The sequence below is a fragment of the Streptomyces sp. LUP30 genome (genome assembly GCF_001746365.1).
GTDB lineage: Bacteria > Actinomycetota > Actinomycetes > Streptomycetales > Streptomycetaceae > Streptomyces.
Window position 1 is genome coordinate 86,734 of the sequence record NZ_MJAJ01000020.1, and the last position, 16,469, is coordinate 103,202.

A 16,469-nucleotide genomic window follows, 5' to 3' on the forward strand; every position below is an offset into this window, starting at 1 on the left:
GGTGAGGGGTCCTGTCCGGGCGGGCAGGACCCCTCATCCGTCCGAAGGCGCAGCGGGGGCGGTGACGGCGCCTCGGCTGCCGCGGGCTAGTGCGCGGCCGACTCCCAGTCCGCGCCCGCGCCCACCGAGACGTCCAGCGGAGCCCTGAGGTGGACGGCGCCTGCCATCTCCCTGCGGACCAGTTCCTCCACGGCCACCCGCTCGCCGGGGGCGATCTCCAGGACGATTTCGTCGTGGACCTGGAGCAGCATGCGGGAGGCGAGGTCCGCCGTGCGCAGTGCCCCGTCCACCTTGAGCATGGCGATCTTGACGATGTCGGCCGCGGTGCCCTGGATGGGCGCGTTGAGGGCCATGCGCTCGGCCGCCTCCCGGCGCTGACGGTTGTCGCTGTTGAGGTCGGGCAGGTAGCGGCGGCGGCCGAACAGGGTGGCCGTGTAGCCCGTCGCGCGTGCCTCGTCGACGGCGCGCCGCAGGTAGTCCCGGACGCCGCCGAAGCGCTCGAAGTAGGCGTCCATCAGGGCACGGGCCTCGCCCGCGTCGATGTTCAGCTGCTGGGACAGGCCGAACGCCGACAGCCCGTACGCCAGGCCGTAGGACATGGCCTTGATCTTGCGGCGCATCTCCGCGTCCACCGCGCCGGGCTCCACGCCGAACACCTGGGAGGCGGCCGTGGTGTGCAGGTCCTCGCCGGAGGTGAACGCCTCGATGAGGCCGGCGTCCTCCGAGAGGTGGGCCATCACCCGCAGCTCGATCTGGCTGTAGTCGGCCGTCATCAGGGACTCGAAGCCCTCGCCGACGACGAAGCCGCGGCGGATGGCGCGGCCCTCGTCGGTGCGGACGGGGATGTTCTGCAGGTTGGGGTCCGTGGAGGACAGCCGGCCGGTCGCGGCGACCGTCTGGTTGAAGGTGGTGTGGATGCGGCCGTCGGCGGCGATCGTCTTGATCAGGCCCTCGACCGTGACGCGCAGTTTCGCCTGCTCGCGGTGGCGGAGCATGACGACCGGCAGCTCGTTGTCGGTCTGGCCGGCCAGCCAGGCCAGGGCGTCGGCGTCGGTGGTGTAGCCGGTCTTGGTCTTCTTCGTCCTGGGCAGGCCCAGCTCGCCGAAGAGGACTTCCTGGAGCTGCTTGGGCGAGCCCAGGTTGAACTCGTGCCCGGCCGCGGCGTGCGCCTCCTTCACGGCCTGCTGGACGGCGCCGGCGAACATCTGCTCCATGGCCTCCAGGTGGGCGCGGTCGGCCGCGATGCCATGGCGTTCCATGCGGGCCAGGAGGGCGGAGGTGGGCAGTTCCATGTCGCGCAGCAGGTCGGTGGCGCCGACCTCCTCCAGCCGGCCGCGGAAGGCCTCCCCGAGGTCGACGATGGTGCGGGCCTGCACCATGAGGGCTTCGGCCTCAGCGCCGTCGTCCGCGCCGAAGGCGAGCTGGCCGTCGGCCGTCGCGGCGGGGGCCAGTTCACGGCCCAGGTACTCCAGGGACAGCGCGTCCAGGTCGAAGGAGCGGCGGCCGGGCTTGACCAGGTACGCGGCGAGCGCGGTGTCCATGAGGACGCCGGCGACCGACCAGCCGTGCTCGGCGAACACCCGCATGGCGCCCTTGGCGTCGTGCAGGACCTTGGCGCGTTCCTCGGCGGCGAGCCAGGCCGCCCACGCGCTCTCGTCGGTCTCGTCCAGTTCTGTCGGGTCGAACCAGGCGGCGGCTCCGCCGGCCGCGGCGAGCGCGATCTCGGCGACCGAGCCCGCGCCCAGCGCCCAGGTGTCGACGGTGGCCACGCCCAGGGTCTGCGTGCCGTGCTCGGCGAGCCAGCCGGCCAGCTCGCCCGTGCCCAGCACCGTGCCGTCCAGCTCCACGCCGGCGGTGATCACCGGGGTCGCCTCGGCCTCCTCGCCGCCGGGGTCGACGGCGAACAGCCGCTCGCGCAGCGAGGGGTTCCTGATCTCCAGGGTGTCCAGGACCATCGCGACGGCCGTGCGGTCGTAGGGGGCGCGTTCCAGTTCGGCGACCGCCTTGGGCAGCTCGACGTCCCGGACCATCTCGGTGAGGCGACGGTTGAGCTTGACGGCCTCCAGGTGGTCGCGCAGGTTCTGCCCGGCCTTGCCCTTGACCTCCTCGACGCGCTCGACGAGTTCCGCGAACGAACCGAACTGGTTGATCCACTTCGCGGCCGTCTTCTCGCCGACGCCCGGGATGCCGGGCAGGTTGTCGGACGGGTCGCCGCGCAGCGCCGCGAAGTCGGGGTACTGCGCGGGCGTCAACGCGTACTTCTCGAAGACCTTCTCCGGGGTGAACCGGGTCAGCTCCGACACACCCTTCGTCGGGTACAGGACCGTGGTGTGCTCGGACACCAGCTGGAAGGAGTCGCGGTCGCCGGTGACGATCAGGACCTCGAAGCCTGCGGCCTCGGCCTGGGTGGCGAGCGTGGCGATGACATCGTCGGCCTCGAAGCCGTCCACCGCGAACCGCGAGACGTGCATCGCGTCGAGCAGCTCGCCGATCAGCTCGACCTGGCCCTTGAACTCGTCGGGCGTCTTGGAGCGGTTGGCCTTGTACTCGGTGAACTCCTCCGAGCGCCACGTCTTGCGGGAGACGTCGAAGGCGACCGCGAAGTGCGTGGGCGACTCGTCACGCAACGTGTTGGCGAGCATCGACGCGAAACCGTAGATCGCGTTCGTCGGCTGGCCCGTCGCGGTGGTGAAGTTCTCCGCGGGCAGCGCGAAGAACGCGCGGTACGCCAGCGAGTGCCCGTCCATGAGCATCAGGCGCGGGCGGCTTGCGCCGGTGGGGGTGTCGGTCTTCTTCGCTGCTGTCTCTGCCACGCCCCCGATCCTGCCACGCCCCACTGACAGTCGGCTCCGGCCGACTCCGCCCGACCGGCGCACCCGGCGCCCGCGGTCCCCGCCCGAACCTCTGCCCGCGGCACGAGCCCGCACTCCCCGGCTCCCGGCTCCCCGGCTCCCCGTGCCCCTTGCCCGTCCGCCGCCGCCGCCGTCCACCCAGCCCCGCGCCCCAGCCCGGCGTCCCCCGCACGCAGGCTTTGCCCGTATCCGTGTCAGTGACCAGTACCACACGGGATCGTTGTCGGCGCCGCGTGCGAGGATCCCGTGTGGCGGTGCGCACGGCACGACGTGCGCCACGCCCGCCGGACGGCACACACGGCACGCACGGCACACGGCACACACGGCAGGTCGAAGGAGAGCGCGCGATGGCATCGAAGCCGCCCAAAGCTGATCCGGTCCAGGACGCGCCGCGGGTCGCCGAGCCCCAGCACGCGGCAGCGGGCCTGCCGGCCGTCGGGCACTCCCTGCGTATCGCCAGGCAGCAGATGGGCGTGAAGCGCACGGCGCTGACGCTGCTGCGCGTCAACCAGAAGGACGGCTTCGACTGCCCGGGCTGTGCGTGGCCCGAGCCCGAGCACCGGCACGCCGCGGAGTTCTGCGAGAACGGCGCGAAGGCGGTCGCCGAGGAGGCGACCCTGCGGCGGGTCACCCCCGAGTTCTTCGCCGCGCACACCGTCGCCGACCTCGCCGGCCGCAGCGGCTACTGGCTGGGCCAGCAGGGCAGGCTCACCCACCCCATGTACCTGCCCGAAGGGGCCGACCGCTACGAGCCGGTCACCTGGGAGCGCGCCTTCGACATCATCGCCGAGGAGACGGCCGCCCTCGCCTCCCCCGACGAGGCCGTCTTCTACACCTCGGGCCGCACCAGCAACGAGGCCGCGTTCCTCTACCAGCTGTTCGCCCGCGAACTCGGCACGAACAACCTGCCGGACTGCTCCAACATGTGCCACGAGTCCTCCGGCTCGGCCCTGTCGGAGACCATCGGCATCGGCAAGGGCAGCGTCCTGCTGGAGGACCTCTACCAGGCCGACCTGATCATCGTCGCCGGACAGAACCCGGGCACCAACCACCCCCGGATGCTCTCCGCCCTGGAGAAGGCCAAGGCGGGCGGCGCGAAGATCATCAGCGTCAATCCGCTGCCCGAGGCGGGCCTGGAGCGCTTCAAGAACCCGCAGACCCCGCAGGGCATGGTCAAGGGCGCCGCGCTCACCGACCTGTTCCTGCAGATCCGCATCGGCGGCGACCAGGCGCTCTTCCGTCTCCTCAACAAGCTCGTCCTGGAGACCGAGGGTGCGCTCGACGAGGCGTTCATCGCCGAACACACCCACGGCTTCGAGGAGTTCGCCGAGACGGCGCGGGCCGCCGACTGGGACGAGACGCTCACCGCGACCGGTCTCGGCCGCGCACAGATCGAGGAAGCCCTGCGCATGGTCCTCGCCTCGCAGCGCACCATCGTCTGCTGGGCCATGGGCCTCACCCAGCACAAGCACTCCGTGCCCACCATCCGCGAGGTCGTCAACTTCCTCCTGCTGCGCGGGAACATCGGCCGCCCGGGCGCGGGCGTGTGCCCGGTGCGCGGCCACTCCAACGTGCAGGGCGACCGCACCATGGGCATCTTCGAGCGGCCCGCACCGGCCTTCCTGGACGCCCTGGAGAAGGAGTTCGGGTTCGCGCCGCCACGCGCGCACGGCTTCGACGTGGTGCGGGCCATCCGCGCGCTGCGCGACGGCGAGGCGAAGTTGTTCTTCGCCATGGGCGGCAATTTCGTGTCGGCCTCCCCCGACACCGACGTCACCGAGGCCGCCATGCGGCGCGCCCGGCTGACCGTGCACGTGTCGACCAAGCTGAACCGCTCGCACGTCGTCACCGGCGCACGCGCCCTGATCCTGCCCACCCTCGGGCGCACCGAGCGTGATCTGCAGGACGGCGGCGCGCAGTTCGTGACCGTCGAGGACTCCATGGGTATGGTGCACGCCTCCCGGGGCCGTCTCGCGCCCGCGAGCGCGCACCTGCTGTCCGAGCCGGCCATAGTGTGCCGGCTGGCCCGCCGGGTGCTGGGCGAGAACAGCGCGACGCCGTGGGAGGAGTTCGAGAAGGACTACGCGACGATCCGCGACCGCATCGCGCGGGTGATCCCCGGCTTCGAGGACTTCAACGCGCGCGTGAGCGACTCCGACGGTCGCCCGGGCGGCTTCACCCTCCCGCACGCCCCGCGTGACGAGCGGCGCTTCCCCACGGCCACCGGCAAGGCCAACTTCACCGCCGCGCCGGTCGAGTATCCGAAGCTGCCCGAGGGCCGGCTGCTGCTGCAGACGCTGCGCTCGCACGATCAGTACAACACCACGATCTACGGCCTCGACGACCGTTACCGCGGCATCAGGAACGGCCGCCGGGTCGTCCTGGTCAACGCCGAGGACGCGCGCGTCCTCGGGTTCGCCGAGGGGGCGTACGTGGACCTGGTGAGCGAGTGGGAGGACGGGGTGGAGCGGCGGGCGCCCGGCTTCCGGGTCGTGCTCTACCCGACCACGCGCGGGTGCGCCGCCGCGTACTACCCGGAGACCAACGTGCTGGTCCCGCTGGACGCCACCGCCGACACCAGCAACACCCCGGCCAGCAAGTCCGTCGTGGTCCGTCTGGAACAATCGGCCACCGACTGAGCGTTTGCTCAGTGACGCCGGATGTGATCGACGAACGGAGCAGGACCCCATGGGCGAGCAGCAGCACGTGAAGTTCCCGCAAGAGGTCATCGACGAGTACGCCGCCCTCGGCATCGACATCGCCGCCCTGTTCTCCGCCGGACATCTCGGCTCCCGCATGGGCGTGGAGATCGTCGAGGCGTCCGCGGACCGCGTCGTGGGCACCATGCCCGTCGAGGGCAACACCCAGCCCTACGGGCTGCTCCACGGCGGCGCCTCCGCGGTCCTCGCCGAGACCCTCGGCTCGGTCGGCTCGATGCTGCACGGCGGCAGCACCAAGATCGCCGTCGGCGTCGACCTGAACTGCACCCACCACCGCGGCGCCCGCTCCGGCCTGGTGACCGGAGTCGCCACCCCCGTGCACCGGGGGCGCTCCACGGCCACGTACGAGATCGTGATCAGCGACGAGGAGGGCCGGCGCGTGTGCACCGCCCGGCTCACCTGCCTGCTGCGCGACGCGCCCGCCGTCCGGAGCTGACGCCCGACACCCGGTGCGGCGTCACCCGTTGCCCGGCGCCGCCCCGGCGGCCTAGCGTCACAGGCATGACGACGGCGAGCGCCCCGGGGGCGAGAGCGACGGCACGGCTGCTCGGGCCGGCCCTTCTGGCGGCGACCCTGGCCGGGGCGACGGCGACCGCCTGCGACCGGGCCCCCCGGCCTGCGGACGCCGCGCCCACCGCCGCCTCCACACCCACCACGTCAGCCGCGCCCACCGCCGCCTCCACACCCACCACGTCAGCCGCGCCCACCGCGTCAGCCGCCCCCGAGGAGCTGTGCACACGGATCGTCGCCCACTGGTCGCACGTCATGCTCGACAGCGACACCTACGGCGACTACCAGTCCATGGGGCTCTCCAACGGCCAGTACGACATCCTGCGGACCGTCCTGGACTCCGCCCGCGCCGAGAAGAAGCAGCAAGGAGCGGCAGCCGCAGCGAAGTTGATCGACCGTCAGGCCCACAGGGGCTGCGTGGACTGGTACCGCTCCGGCGGCCCCGGCGAAGGCCCCTGGCAGTGAACGCCATCGGGCCGGTCGAGCCCGGCGAGGGCACCCAGGGCCATCCCCTCGCCACCCCCGAGCCCGCCGGACCCGCCACCCGGCCGCTCGCCCGCCTCTACACCGCCCACCGCCGCGCCGCACACGCCCTCCTCGCCGCGGCCCTCCTCGCCGCCGGCGGCGGCTACCTGTACGCGACCCGGCCGCCCGCCGCCCGGCCCGTCAGGGCCGAACTGCCGTTCCCCGCGCAGACGGTGGACGTCAGCTACCTCGGCGAGGTCACCGTGCCGCCCGGCACCCGACCGCGCACCTTCGCCTTCGAGGTACTGCTCGGCGTGGAGTCCGGACCGGCGGTCACCGTGACCGGAATGACGCAGCCATACGACGGCCTCTCCCTGACCTCGGCCCCGCGCGCCCCGTTCCGGACGAAGTCGGGCGCCGCCCGCAAGATCGTCGTCACCATGCACGTGACGGAATGCGGAAAAGTCCCCCGGGACGCCGGACTCCCTTTCATAGACGTAACTCTACGTAATGCGCGCGCAATGCAGGTGCAGAGTTTCATCCTGGGACCGCGCTATGCGCACGACCTCTCACACGCCCTACAGGTCGCCTGCAGCAACGATATTAGGTAATCACCAAAATACCCGAGACGCCTGACCACACCCAGGGTCGTCCTGCACATTCTCAGCATGCGGACAGGGCGAATCGGCCTGAATTCCGCCGTTCCACCCACCAAGTACCGCTCTGCATTACCTCGTGTCATAACAAGAGAGTCACAGCCTTCGTCAGACCCTCCTCCACGTTCCCTCCACCCGCTTAGAGTCACGCCCAGTCACCGCGCGGCTGGAATACCCCTCCAGGTCCGCGCTCGACTCGGCCTCTTCCAGGGGGGAGAGCCGCCCAGGGAAAGGACTGGAACGTGCGTCAACGTTCGCTCATCGCCATCACCGCCGCGCTGTCCGCGGGAGCACTCACCCTCACCGCCTGCGGCTCGCGCGACAGCGGCGACGACAAGGGCTCCGACAGCGGCGGCACCACCGTCACCATCGGCGTCGACGCCCCGCTGACCGGCGACCTGTCCGCGCTGGGCCTCGGCATCAAGAACTCCGTCGACCTCGCCGCCAAGACGGCCAACAAGCAGAAGCTCGTCGACGGCGTCACCTTCAAGATCGTCGCCAAGGACGACCAGGCGCAGCCCTCCGCCGGCCAGCAGAACGCCTCCGCCCTCGTCGCCGACAAGAGCGTCCTCGGCGTGGTCGGCCCGCTGAACTCCTCGGTCGCCGAGTCGATGCAGAAGGTCTTCGACGACGCCAAACTCGTCGAGGTCTCCCCGGCCAACACCAACCCCGCGCTCACCCAGGGCACCGACTGGGCCACCTCCAAGAAGCGCACCTACAAGTCGTACTTCCGCACCGCGACCACGGACGCCATCCAGGGCCCGTTCGCCGCCCAGTACGTCTTCAACGACGCCAAGAAGAAGAAGGTCTTCGTCATCGACGACAAGAAGACCTACGGAGCCGGCCTCGCCAGCACCTTCACCGCGGAGTTCAAGAAGCTCGGCGGCACCATCGCGGGCACCCAGCACATCAACCCCGACTCCAAGGACTTCTCCGCCGTCGCCACCCAGGTGAAGAACTCCGGCGCCGACGTCGTCTACTACGGCGGCGAATACCCGCAGGCCGGCCCCCTCAGCAAGCAGATCAAGGCCGCCGGCGCCAAGATCCCCGTGGTCGGCGGCGACGGCATCTTCGACCCGACCTTCATCAAGCTGGCCGGCTCCGACGCCACCGGCGACCTCGCCACCTCCGTCGGCGCCCCCGTCGAGCAGCTCCCCTCCGCCAAGGAGTTCGTCGCCAACTACAAGGCCGGCGGCTACAAGGAGGAGTACGCCGCCTACGGCGGTTACTCCTACGACTCCGCCTGGGCCATCATCGAGGCCGTCAAGAAGGTCGTCGACGACAACGGCGGCAAGCTCCCCGACGACGCCCGCGCCAAGGTCACCGCAGCCGTCCAGAACGTCTCCTTCGACGGCGTGACCGGCAAGGTCTCCTTCGACGAGTACGGCGACGCCACCAACAAGCAGCTCACCGTCTACGCCGTCGAGAACGGTGCCTGGAAGGCCGTCAAGTCCGGCACCTACTCCGGCTGACAACCACACCCGCACCACAGCCGAGCCGCGCGGGGCGCTGTTCCACAAGCGCCCCGCGCGGACTCGCATCCGGCCCCCCGTCGAAACATCCGAACCGTCTCGGAGGACATGCGGTGAACGAACTGCCGCAGCAGCTGGTCAACGGCCTGCTACTGGGATCCATGTACGGCCTTGTCGCCATCGGCTACACAATGGTCTATGGCATTGTCCAGCTCATCAACTTCGCCCACGGCGAGATCTTCATGACCGGAGCGTTCGGCGCTCTCACGGTCTACGCGTACGTACTGCCCGACGGCACCTCCATGGCGATCGCCCTGCCACTGATGCTCGTCGGAGCCGTGATGGTCTCCGTCACCGTCGCCGTGGGAGCGGAACGGTTCGCCTACCGTCCCCTCCGCAACGCACCGCGCCTCGCCCCGCTCATCACCGCCATCGGCCTCTCCCTCGCCCTCCAGCAGGCCGTCTGGGCCTGGTACCCCGAGGCCAAGTCCGCCCGCGTCTTCCCCCAGATCGACGGCGGCCCCTTCAACATCGGCAACGTCACCATCCAGACCGGCGACGTCTTCCTGCTCGTCGCCGCCCCCCTGAGCATGGCCTTCCTCGGCTACTTCGTCATGAAGACCCGCACCGGCCGCGGCATGCAGGCCACCGCCCAGGACCCCGACACCGCCAAACTCATGGGCGTCAACACCGACCGCATCATCGTGGTCGCCTTCGCCCTCGGCGCCGCCTTCGCCGCCATCGGAGGCGTCGCCTACGGCCTCAAGTACGGCCAGATCTCCTTCACCATGGGCTTCCTCCTCGGCCTCAAGGCCTTCACCGCGGCCGTCCTCGGCGGCATCGGCAACATCTACGGAGCCATGATCGGCGGCATCGTCCTCGGCATCGCCGAAACCCTCGCCACCGCCTACATCGCCGACATCCCCGGCATGGGCCAGTTCGGCAGCAACGCCTGGGCCGACGTCTGGGCCTTCGTACTCCTCATCCTCGTGCTCCTGCTGCGGCCACAAGGCCTGCTCGGCGAGCGCGTCGCGGACAGGGCGTGACACCGATGACGACACAGACCACCACCGCCGAAGCGTTCGACACCCCCGCTTCCGCCCAGGCCGGCCTCATCGGCATCCCCGCAGCAGCCGGCCGCGCCCTCGCCACCGGCGGCGCCGTCCTCACCCTCATCTCCACCTTCCTCGCCTGGACCTGGACCTCCGCCTTCCCCGGCGACCTCACCGTCTACGGCTACCCCGGCGGCCTCCAGGTCCTCGTCCTCATCGGCGCCGCCCTCACCACCCTCTTCGCCCTCGCCACCTACGGCATCAAGGGCCTCGGCTGGCTCGTCCCCGCCGGCGGCGACGGCGCCATCAAATTCGCCGCCCTCGCCACCTTCGCCACCAGCTGGTACACGGTCATCGCGATCAGCACCGAACTCGGCGGCATCGTCAACCTCGAACTCGGCGGCTACCTCGTCGCCATAGGCAGCCTCGCCGCCCTCATCGGCGCCCTCGCCCTGCCCTTCGAGCACCCCGAGGCCGACCCGATCGACCCCGACGACTCCGCGTGGGAGCACAACAAGCACAAGGCCGCCCACCAGTGGGAGACCATCAAGGCAGCCTTCGGCTCCGGCACCGCCAAGCCCGTCGGCAAGCTCCCCTCCTACGCCGAGATCCTCATCATCGTCGCCGTCCTCGCCATCGGCCTCACCGTCTTCACCTACGGCATCGGCACCGAGTACGACGAACTCTTCGTCGGCTTCCTCATCACCGCGGGCTTCGGCTTCACCGCCGTCAACAAGGCCGGCCTCGTCGCCCAGGCAGGCCAGATCACCGCCCGCCACCAGAACATCACCACCTGCGGCGCGTTCGTCGCCGCCGCACTCTTCCCCTTCACCCAGACCGACGACCAGTACGCCACCGTCGGCGTCTACATCCTCATCTTCGCCACCGTCGCCCTCGGCCTCAACATCGTCGTCGGCCTCGCCGGACTCCTCGACCTCGGCTACGTCGCCTTCCTCGGCGTCGGCGCCTACGCCGCCTCCCTCGTCTCCGGCTCCCCCAGCTCCCCCTTCGGCGTCCACTTCCCCTTCTGGGCCGCCGCCCTCGTCGGCACCGCCGCCTCCCTCGTCTTCGGCGTCCTCATCGGCGCCCCCACCCTGCGACTGCGCGGCGACTACCTCGCCATCGTCACCCTCGGCTTCGGAGAGATCTTCCGCATCACCGCCAACAACCTCGACGGCACCTCCGGACCCGACATCACCAACGGCTCCAACGGCATCTCCTCCATCCCGAACCTCGACATCCTCGGATTCGACTTCGGCGCCGTCCACGACATCGCCGGCTTCAGCATCGGCCGCTTCGCCAACTACTTCTTCCTGATGCTGATCATCACCGCCATCGTCGTGACCGTCTTCCGACGCAGCGGAGACTCCCGCATCGGCCGCGCCTGGGTCGCCATCCGCGAAGACGAGACCGCCGCCCTCGCCATGGGCATCAACGGCTTCCGCGTCAAACTCATCGCCTTCGCCGTCGGCGCCTCCCTCGCCGGACTCGCCGGCACCGTACAAGCCCACGTCACCTACACCGTGACCCCCGAGCAGTACGTCTTCGCCGGCCCCATCCCCCCCAACTCCGCCTTCCTCCTCGCCGCAGTCGTCCTCGGCGGCATGGGCACCATCGGCGGCCCCCTCATCGGCGCCTCCCTCCTCTTCCTCATCCCCAACAAACTCCAGTTCCTCGGCGACTACCAGCTCTTCGCCTTCGGCCTCGCACTCATCCTGCTGATGCGCTTCCGCCCGGAGGGCCTCATCCCCAACCGGCGACGTCAGCTCGAGTTCCACGAGGACGCGGAAGCTCCCACCGTCCTGACGAAGGCAGGGGCCTGACCACCATGACCACCGACACCACCACCACGGTCGCCCCCACCGGCGAAAGGGTCCTCGACGCCCGCGGCGTCACCATGCGCTTCGGCGGCCTCACCGCCGTCCGCGACGTCGACCTCCACGTCAACGCCGGAGAAATCGTCGGTCTCATCGGCCCCAACGGCGCCGGCAAGACCACCTTCTTCAACTGCCTCACCGGCCTCTACATCCCCACCGAAGGCGAAGTCCGCTACAAGGACAAAGTCCTGCCGCCCAAATCCTTCAAGGTCACGGCCGCAGGCATCGCCCGCACCTTCCAGAACATCCGCCTCTTCGGCAACATGACAGTCCTGGAAAACGTCCTGGTCGGCCGCCACACCCGCACCAAAGAAGGCTTCTGGTCGGCCGTCCTGCGCCTCCCCGCCTTCCACAAGGCCGAAGCCGCCTCCCGCGAACGCGCCATGGAACTGCTCGAGTTCATCGGCCTGGAGCAAAAGGCCGACCACCTCGCCCGCAACCTCCCCTACGGCGAACAGCGCAAGCTCGAGATCGCGCGAGCCCTGGCCAGCGAACCCGGCCTCCTCCTCCTGGACGAGCCCACCGCCGGCATGAACCCCCAGGAAACCCGCGCCACCGAAGAACTCGTCTTCGCCATCCGCGACAAGGGCATCGCCGTCCTCGTCATCGAGCACGACATGCGCTTCATCTTCAACCTCTGCGACCGCGTCGCCGTCCTCGTCCAAGGCGAAAAACTCGTCGAAGGCGACAGCGCCACCGTCCAGGGCGACGAACGCGTCGTCGCCGCCTACCTCGGCGAACCCTTCGAAAGCGCCCCCGGCGACGAAGAACTCGCCGAAGTCGAGGCCGCCGAAGCACACGCCGACAGCGCCGACACCACTGCGGACGCCGCGCCCGGCAAGGAGAACGACCGATGACCGCACTGCTCGAAGTCGAGGACCTCCGGGTCGCCTACGGCAAGATCGAAGCCGTCAAAGGCATCTCGTTCAAGGTCGAAGCCGGCGAAGTCGTCACCCTCATCGGCACCAACGGCGCCGGCAAGACGACCACCCTGCGCACCCTTTCCGGACTCCTCAAGCCCGTCGGCGGCCAGATCAAATTCAACGGCAAATCGCTGAAGAAGATCCCCGCCCACAACATCGTCTCGCAGGGCCTCGCCCACTCCCCCGAGGGCCGGCACATCTTCCCCCGCATGACGATCGAGGACAACCTCCGCCTCGGCGCCTTCCTCCGCAACGACAAGGCAGGCATCGAGAAGGACATCCAGCGCGCCTACGACCTCTTCCCCATCCTGGGAGAACGCCGCAAGCAGGCCGCAGGCACCCTCTCCGGCGGCGAACAGCAGATGCTCGCCATGGGCCGCGCCCTCATGTCCCAGCCCAAACTCCTCATGCTGGACGAGCCCTCCATGGGCCTCTCCCCCATCATGATGCAGAAGATCATGGCCACCATCGCCGAGCTCAAGTCCCAGGGCATGACCATCCTGCTCATCGAGCAGAACGCCCAGGCCGCCCTCTCGCTCGCCGACCACGGCCACGTCATGGAGATCGGCAAGATCGTCCTCTCCGGCACCGGCCAGGACCTCCTCCACGACGAGTCCGTCCGCAAGGCCTACCTCGGCGAGGACTGACCCACCCCCCTCACACACGACGAAGGCCCGCACCCCTTCTCCGGGCGCGGGCCTTCGTCATGCGCACAGAGCGCCGCAGGAACTAACCCTTGTTCGCCTTCTTCTCGTCCGCGTCCTGAATGACCGCCTCGGCCACCTGCTGCATCGACATCCGACGATCCATCGACGTCTTCTGGATCCACCGGAACGCCGCCGGCTCCGTCAGCCCGTACTCCGTCTGCAGGATCGACTTCGCCCGGTCCACCAGCTTCCGCGTCTCCAACCGCAGCGTCAGATCCGCGACCTCGTTCTCCAGCTCACGCAGCTCCGTGAACCGCGAAACCGCCATCTCGATCGCCGGGACGACATCACTCTTGCTGAACGGCTTCACCAGATACGCCATCGCACCCGCGTCCCGCGCCCGCTCCACCAGGTCCCGCTGCGAGAACGCCGTCAGCATCAGCACCGGCGCGATCCGCTCCTCGGCGATCTTCTCCGCCGCCGAGATGCCGTCCAGCTTCGGCATCTTCACATCGAGGATCACGAGGTCCGGCTTGTGCTCACGGGCCAGCTCGACGGCCTGCTCACCGTCACCGGCCTCGCCGACGACGCTGTAGCCCTCCTCCTCCAGCATCTCCTTGAGGTCGAGGCGGATCAGCGCCTCGTCCTCGGCGATGACGACACGGGTCGTCAGCGGAGGCACGTGCGACTTGTCGTCGTCGGGCGCGTCTACGGGCTGGGGCGACTCGGGGGCGGTCACGGGGGCTCCTCGTTCAGGGGCGGGTACTGCTGACAAGAGCCTACCTAGCTGCGGTAAGGTGGTGACACAGCGGGTGACCGCTGACCTTCGTTTCGAAGGGGCCCCGGTAGCCCAGCGGTAGAGGCCATGGATTCAAAACCCATCCAGCGTCGGTTCGAATCCGACTCGGGGCACTTTTCCTTGGTTCCCAAGGTCGCGAAAGAAAAGCGGATGTTCCCGTTCTCGTGAACATCCGCTTTTTTGCCGCGTGCCGCCCTGACCGCTCCATCAATCTGGGCACATGGAACAGCACAGCCCTTCGATTCGGGCTCAAGCCGTCGCACTCATGCGGCAAGGTGTCGCCAATCGAGTCGTCGCGGAGCGTCTGACCATTCCTCGCGGAACGGTCGGGTGGTGGCGCAGCGAGGACCGCAGAGTACGCGGAGAGACGTACGAACAGCCGACGGACTGTCCCAAGTGCACGGACCGCCAGTTCGATGAGACGGCGTATTCATACCTGCTGGGGCTTTATCTCGGCGACGGACACATCGTCTCCAAGCCGAAGCAGCACCATCTGTCCGTCTTTTGCAACGCATCCCAGGTCGGCCTGATCGTCGCCGCCGAAGAGGCTATGCGTAACGTGATGCCACTCCCCAGTGTCAGTCAGCGCCATAAGGCGGGCTGCGTCGAGGTGAAGTCATACACAAGACACTGGACCTGCATGTTCCCCCAGCACGGCCCCGGCAAGAAACACGAGCGGCCCATCAAGCTCGAAGCGTGGCAGCAGGCCATCGTCGACGCCTACCCCTGGGAATTCATCCGGGGCCTCATCCACTCCGACGGGTGCCGTATCACCAACTGGACGACCCGCATCGTCGCCGGTGAGCGCAAGCGCTACGAGTATCCCCGGTACTTCTTCACCAACGTCTCCGACGACATCCGGCGACTCTTCACCGACACCCTCGAGAAGCTGGGCATCGAGTGGACGCACTGCACCCGCAACGGAAACCCCTACAACATCTCCGTCGCCAAGAAGGCGCAGGTCGCTCTCCTCGACGCCCACGTCGGCCCCAAGCACTGACCCCTACTTCGGGCTGTCGTCCTCGCCCACGTGGTGGACCCGGACGAGGTTCGTCGAGCCCGAGACGCCGGGCGGGGAGCCTGCGGTGATCACGACCACGTCGCCCTTGCGGCAGCGGCCGTGGCGCAGCAGCAGTTCGTCGACCTGGTCGACCATCGCGTCGGTGGAGGCCACGGCGGGGCCGAGGAAGGTTTCGACGCCCCAGGTCAGGTTGAGCTGGGAGCGGGTCGCCGGTTCGGGGGTGAAGGCGAGGAGCGGGATCGGGGAGCGGTAGCGGGAGAGTCGACGGACGGTGTCGCCGCTCTGTGTGAAGGCGACGAGGAATTTCGCGTCGAGGAAGTCGCCGATCTCGGCGGCGGCGCGGGCGACGGCGCCGGCCTGGGTGCGGGGTTTGTTGTTCTCGGTGAGGTCGGGGAGGCCTTTGGCGAGGATGTCCTGCTCGGCCGCTTCGACGATTTTCGCCATGGTGTGGACGGTCTGGATGGGGTGTTTGCCGACGCTGGTCTCGCCGGAGAGCATGAGGGCGTCGGTGCCGTCGATGACGGCGTTGGCGACGTCGCTGGCTTCCGCCCTGGTGGGGCGGGAGTTCTCGATCATGGAGTCGAGCATCTGGGTGGCGACGATCACCGGTTTTGCGTTGCGTTTGGCGAGTTTGATGGCGCGTTTCTGGACGATCGGGACCTGTTCGAGGGGCATTTCGACGCCGAGGTCGCCTCGGGCGACCATGATTCCGTCGAAGGCGGCGACGATGTCGTCGATGTTCTCGACGGCCTGGGGTTTTTCGATTTTGGCGATGACGGGGAGGCGGCGGCCTTCTTCGTCCATGATGCGGTGGACGTCGACGATGTCGCGGCCGGTGCGGACGAAGGAGAGGGCGATGACGTCGAAGCCGGTGCGGAGCGCCCAGCGGAGGTCTTCTTCGTCTTTTTTGGAGAGGGCGGGGACGGAGACGGCGACGCCTGGGAGGTTGAGTCCCTTGTGGTCGGAGATGACGCCGCCTTCGATGACGCGGGTGTGGACGCGTGGGCCGTCGACGTGGGTGACTTCGAGGCAGACTTTGCCGTCGTCGACGAGGATGCGTTCGCCGGGGGTGACGTCCTGGGCGAGGCCGGCGTGGGTGGTGCCGCAGAGGGTGCCGTCGCCTGCGACGCCTTCTTCGACGGTGATGGTGAAGGTGTCGTCGCGTTCGAGGAGTACGGGACCTTGCGTGAAGTGGCCGAGGCGGATCTTCGGGCCTTGAAGGTCGGCGAGGGTTCCGACGCTGTGGCCGGTCTCGTCGGAGGCCTTGCGTACGTGGTGGTAGCGCTCCTCGTGTTCGGCGTGGGTGCCGTGGCTGAGGTTGAAGCGGGCTACGTCCATTCCGGCGTCGACCAGGGCTTTGAGCTGGTCGTATGTGTCGGTGGCGGGGCCCAGGGTGCAGACGATTTTTGCTCGGCGCATGTTTCGAGCTTATGTCTTACCGGTGGGTAGGGAATTGGTGGCACATGGCTGCTCAA

Annotated in this window: 13 protein-coding genes and 1 tRNA gene; 11 read left to right on the top strand and 3 right to left on the bottom strand. The window is 69.0% G+C overall.

The genetic code is table 11. The features are described from left to right. Positions 1-86: 86 nt before the first annotated feature. Entirely contained in the window at positions 87-2,813 is a 2,727-nt protein-coding gene (gene polA, locus BG482_RS18595; RefSeq protein WP_069770182.1) for a DNA polymerase I, read from the bottom strand. A gap of 386 nt (positions 2,814-3,199) precedes the next feature. On the opposite strand from polA, the gene BG482_RS18600 reads away from it, so the two are divergent. The 9 genes from BG482_RS18600 (at position 3,200) to BG482_RS18640 (ending at position 13,174) form a co-directional block, all read left to right on the top strand. Beyond that, complete coding sequence (locus tag BG482_RS18600; RefSeq protein WP_069770183.1) at positions 3,200-5,491, top strand: FdhF/YdeP family oxidoreductase; 2,292 nt, start codon at positions 3,200-3,202, stop codon at positions 5,489-5,491. 49 nt (positions 5,492-5,540) lie between these two features. Beyond that, positions 5,541-6,008 carry a PaaI family thioesterase gene (locus BG482_RS18605; protein ID WP_069770184.1) on the top strand — a complete coding sequence of 156 codons (468 nt, stop codon included), beginning with the start codon at positions 5,541-5,543 and terminating at the stop codon, positions 6,006-6,008. A 65-nt stretch (positions 6,009-6,073) separates the two neighbouring features. Beyond that, the gene (locus BG482_RS18610; protein ID WP_079141897.1) at positions 6,074-6,547 is read left to right on the top strand and encodes a hypothetical protein; all 474 of its coding nucleotides are present in this window, start codon (positions 6,074-6,076) and stop codon (positions 6,545-6,547) included. Next, positions 6,544-7,158 (top strand): Tat pathway signal sequence domain protein, encoded by a 615-nt coding sequence (locus BG482_RS18615; RefSeq protein WP_069770185.1) that lies wholly within the window; start codon positions 6,544-6,546, stop codon positions 7,156-7,158. The genes BG482_RS18610 and BG482_RS18615 overlap by 4 nt, the downstream gene beginning before the upstream one ends. A 287-nt stretch (positions 7,159-7,445) precedes the next feature. Further along, positions 7,446-8,675 carry a branched-chain amino acid ABC transporter substrate-binding protein gene (locus BG482_RS18620; protein ID WP_069770186.1) on the top strand — a complete coding sequence of 410 codons (1,230 nt, stop codon included), beginning with the start codon at positions 7,446-7,448 and terminating at the stop codon, positions 8,673-8,675. A gap of 113 nt (positions 8,676-8,788) precedes the next feature. Then, positions 8,789-9,721, top strand: coding sequence for a branched-chain amino acid ABC transporter permease (locus BG482_RS18625; RefSeq protein ID WP_069770187.1), 933 nt, complete (start codon positions 8,789-8,791; stop codon positions 9,719-9,721). A 5-nt stretch (positions 9,722-9,726) separates the two neighbouring features. After that, positions 9,727-11,550, top strand: a complete 1,824-nt coding sequence (locus tag BG482_RS18630; RefSeq protein ID WP_069770188.1) for a branched-chain amino acid ABC transporter permease — start codon at positions 9,727-9,729, stop codon at positions 11,548-11,550. A 5-nt stretch (positions 11,551-11,555) separates the two neighbouring features. Next, entirely contained in the window at positions 11,556-12,461 is a 906-nt protein-coding gene (locus BG482_RS18635) for an ABC transporter ATP-binding protein (protein ID WP_069770189.1), read from the top strand. Further along, positions 12,458-13,174, top strand: a complete 717-nt coding sequence (locus tag BG482_RS18640) for an ABC transporter ATP-binding protein (protein WP_069770190.1) — start codon at positions 12,458-12,460, stop codon at positions 13,172-13,174. Before BG482_RS18635 ends, BG482_RS18640 begins: the two co-directional genes overlap by 4 nt. 82 nt (positions 13,175-13,256) lie before the next feature. Here the strand turns inward: BG482_RS18640 and BG482_RS18645 are convergent, their stop codons facing one another. Beyond that, the gene (locus tag BG482_RS18645; protein WP_030596546.1) at positions 13,257-13,913 is read right to left on the bottom strand and encodes an ANTAR domain-containing response regulator; all 657 of its coding nucleotides are present in this window, start codon (positions 13,911-13,913) and stop codon (positions 13,257-13,259) included. Positions 13,914-14,013: 100 nt separating this feature from the next. Between BG482_RS18645 and BG482_RS18650 the strand changes: the two genes are divergently transcribed. Together BG482_RS18650 and BG482_RS18655 are read left to right on the top strand one after the other, a co-directional pair. Continuing rightward, positions 14,014-14,086, top strand: a tRNA-Leu gene (locus BG482_RS18650). A gap of 107 nt (positions 14,087-14,193) precedes the next feature. Next, positions 14,194-14,973, top strand: a complete 780-nt coding sequence (locus BG482_RS18655; RefSeq protein WP_069770191.1) for a hypothetical protein — start codon at positions 14,194-14,196, stop codon at positions 14,971-14,973. Positions 14,974-14,976: 3 nt separating this feature from the next. Here BG482_RS18655 and pyk read toward each other — a convergent pair whose 3' ends face one another. Then, complete coding sequence (gene pyk / locus BG482_RS18660; protein WP_069770192.1) at positions 14,977-16,413, bottom strand: pyruvate kinase; 1,437 nt, start codon at positions 16,411-16,413, stop codon at positions 14,977-14,979. Between the last annotated feature and the right edge of the window lie 56 nt (positions 16,414-16,469).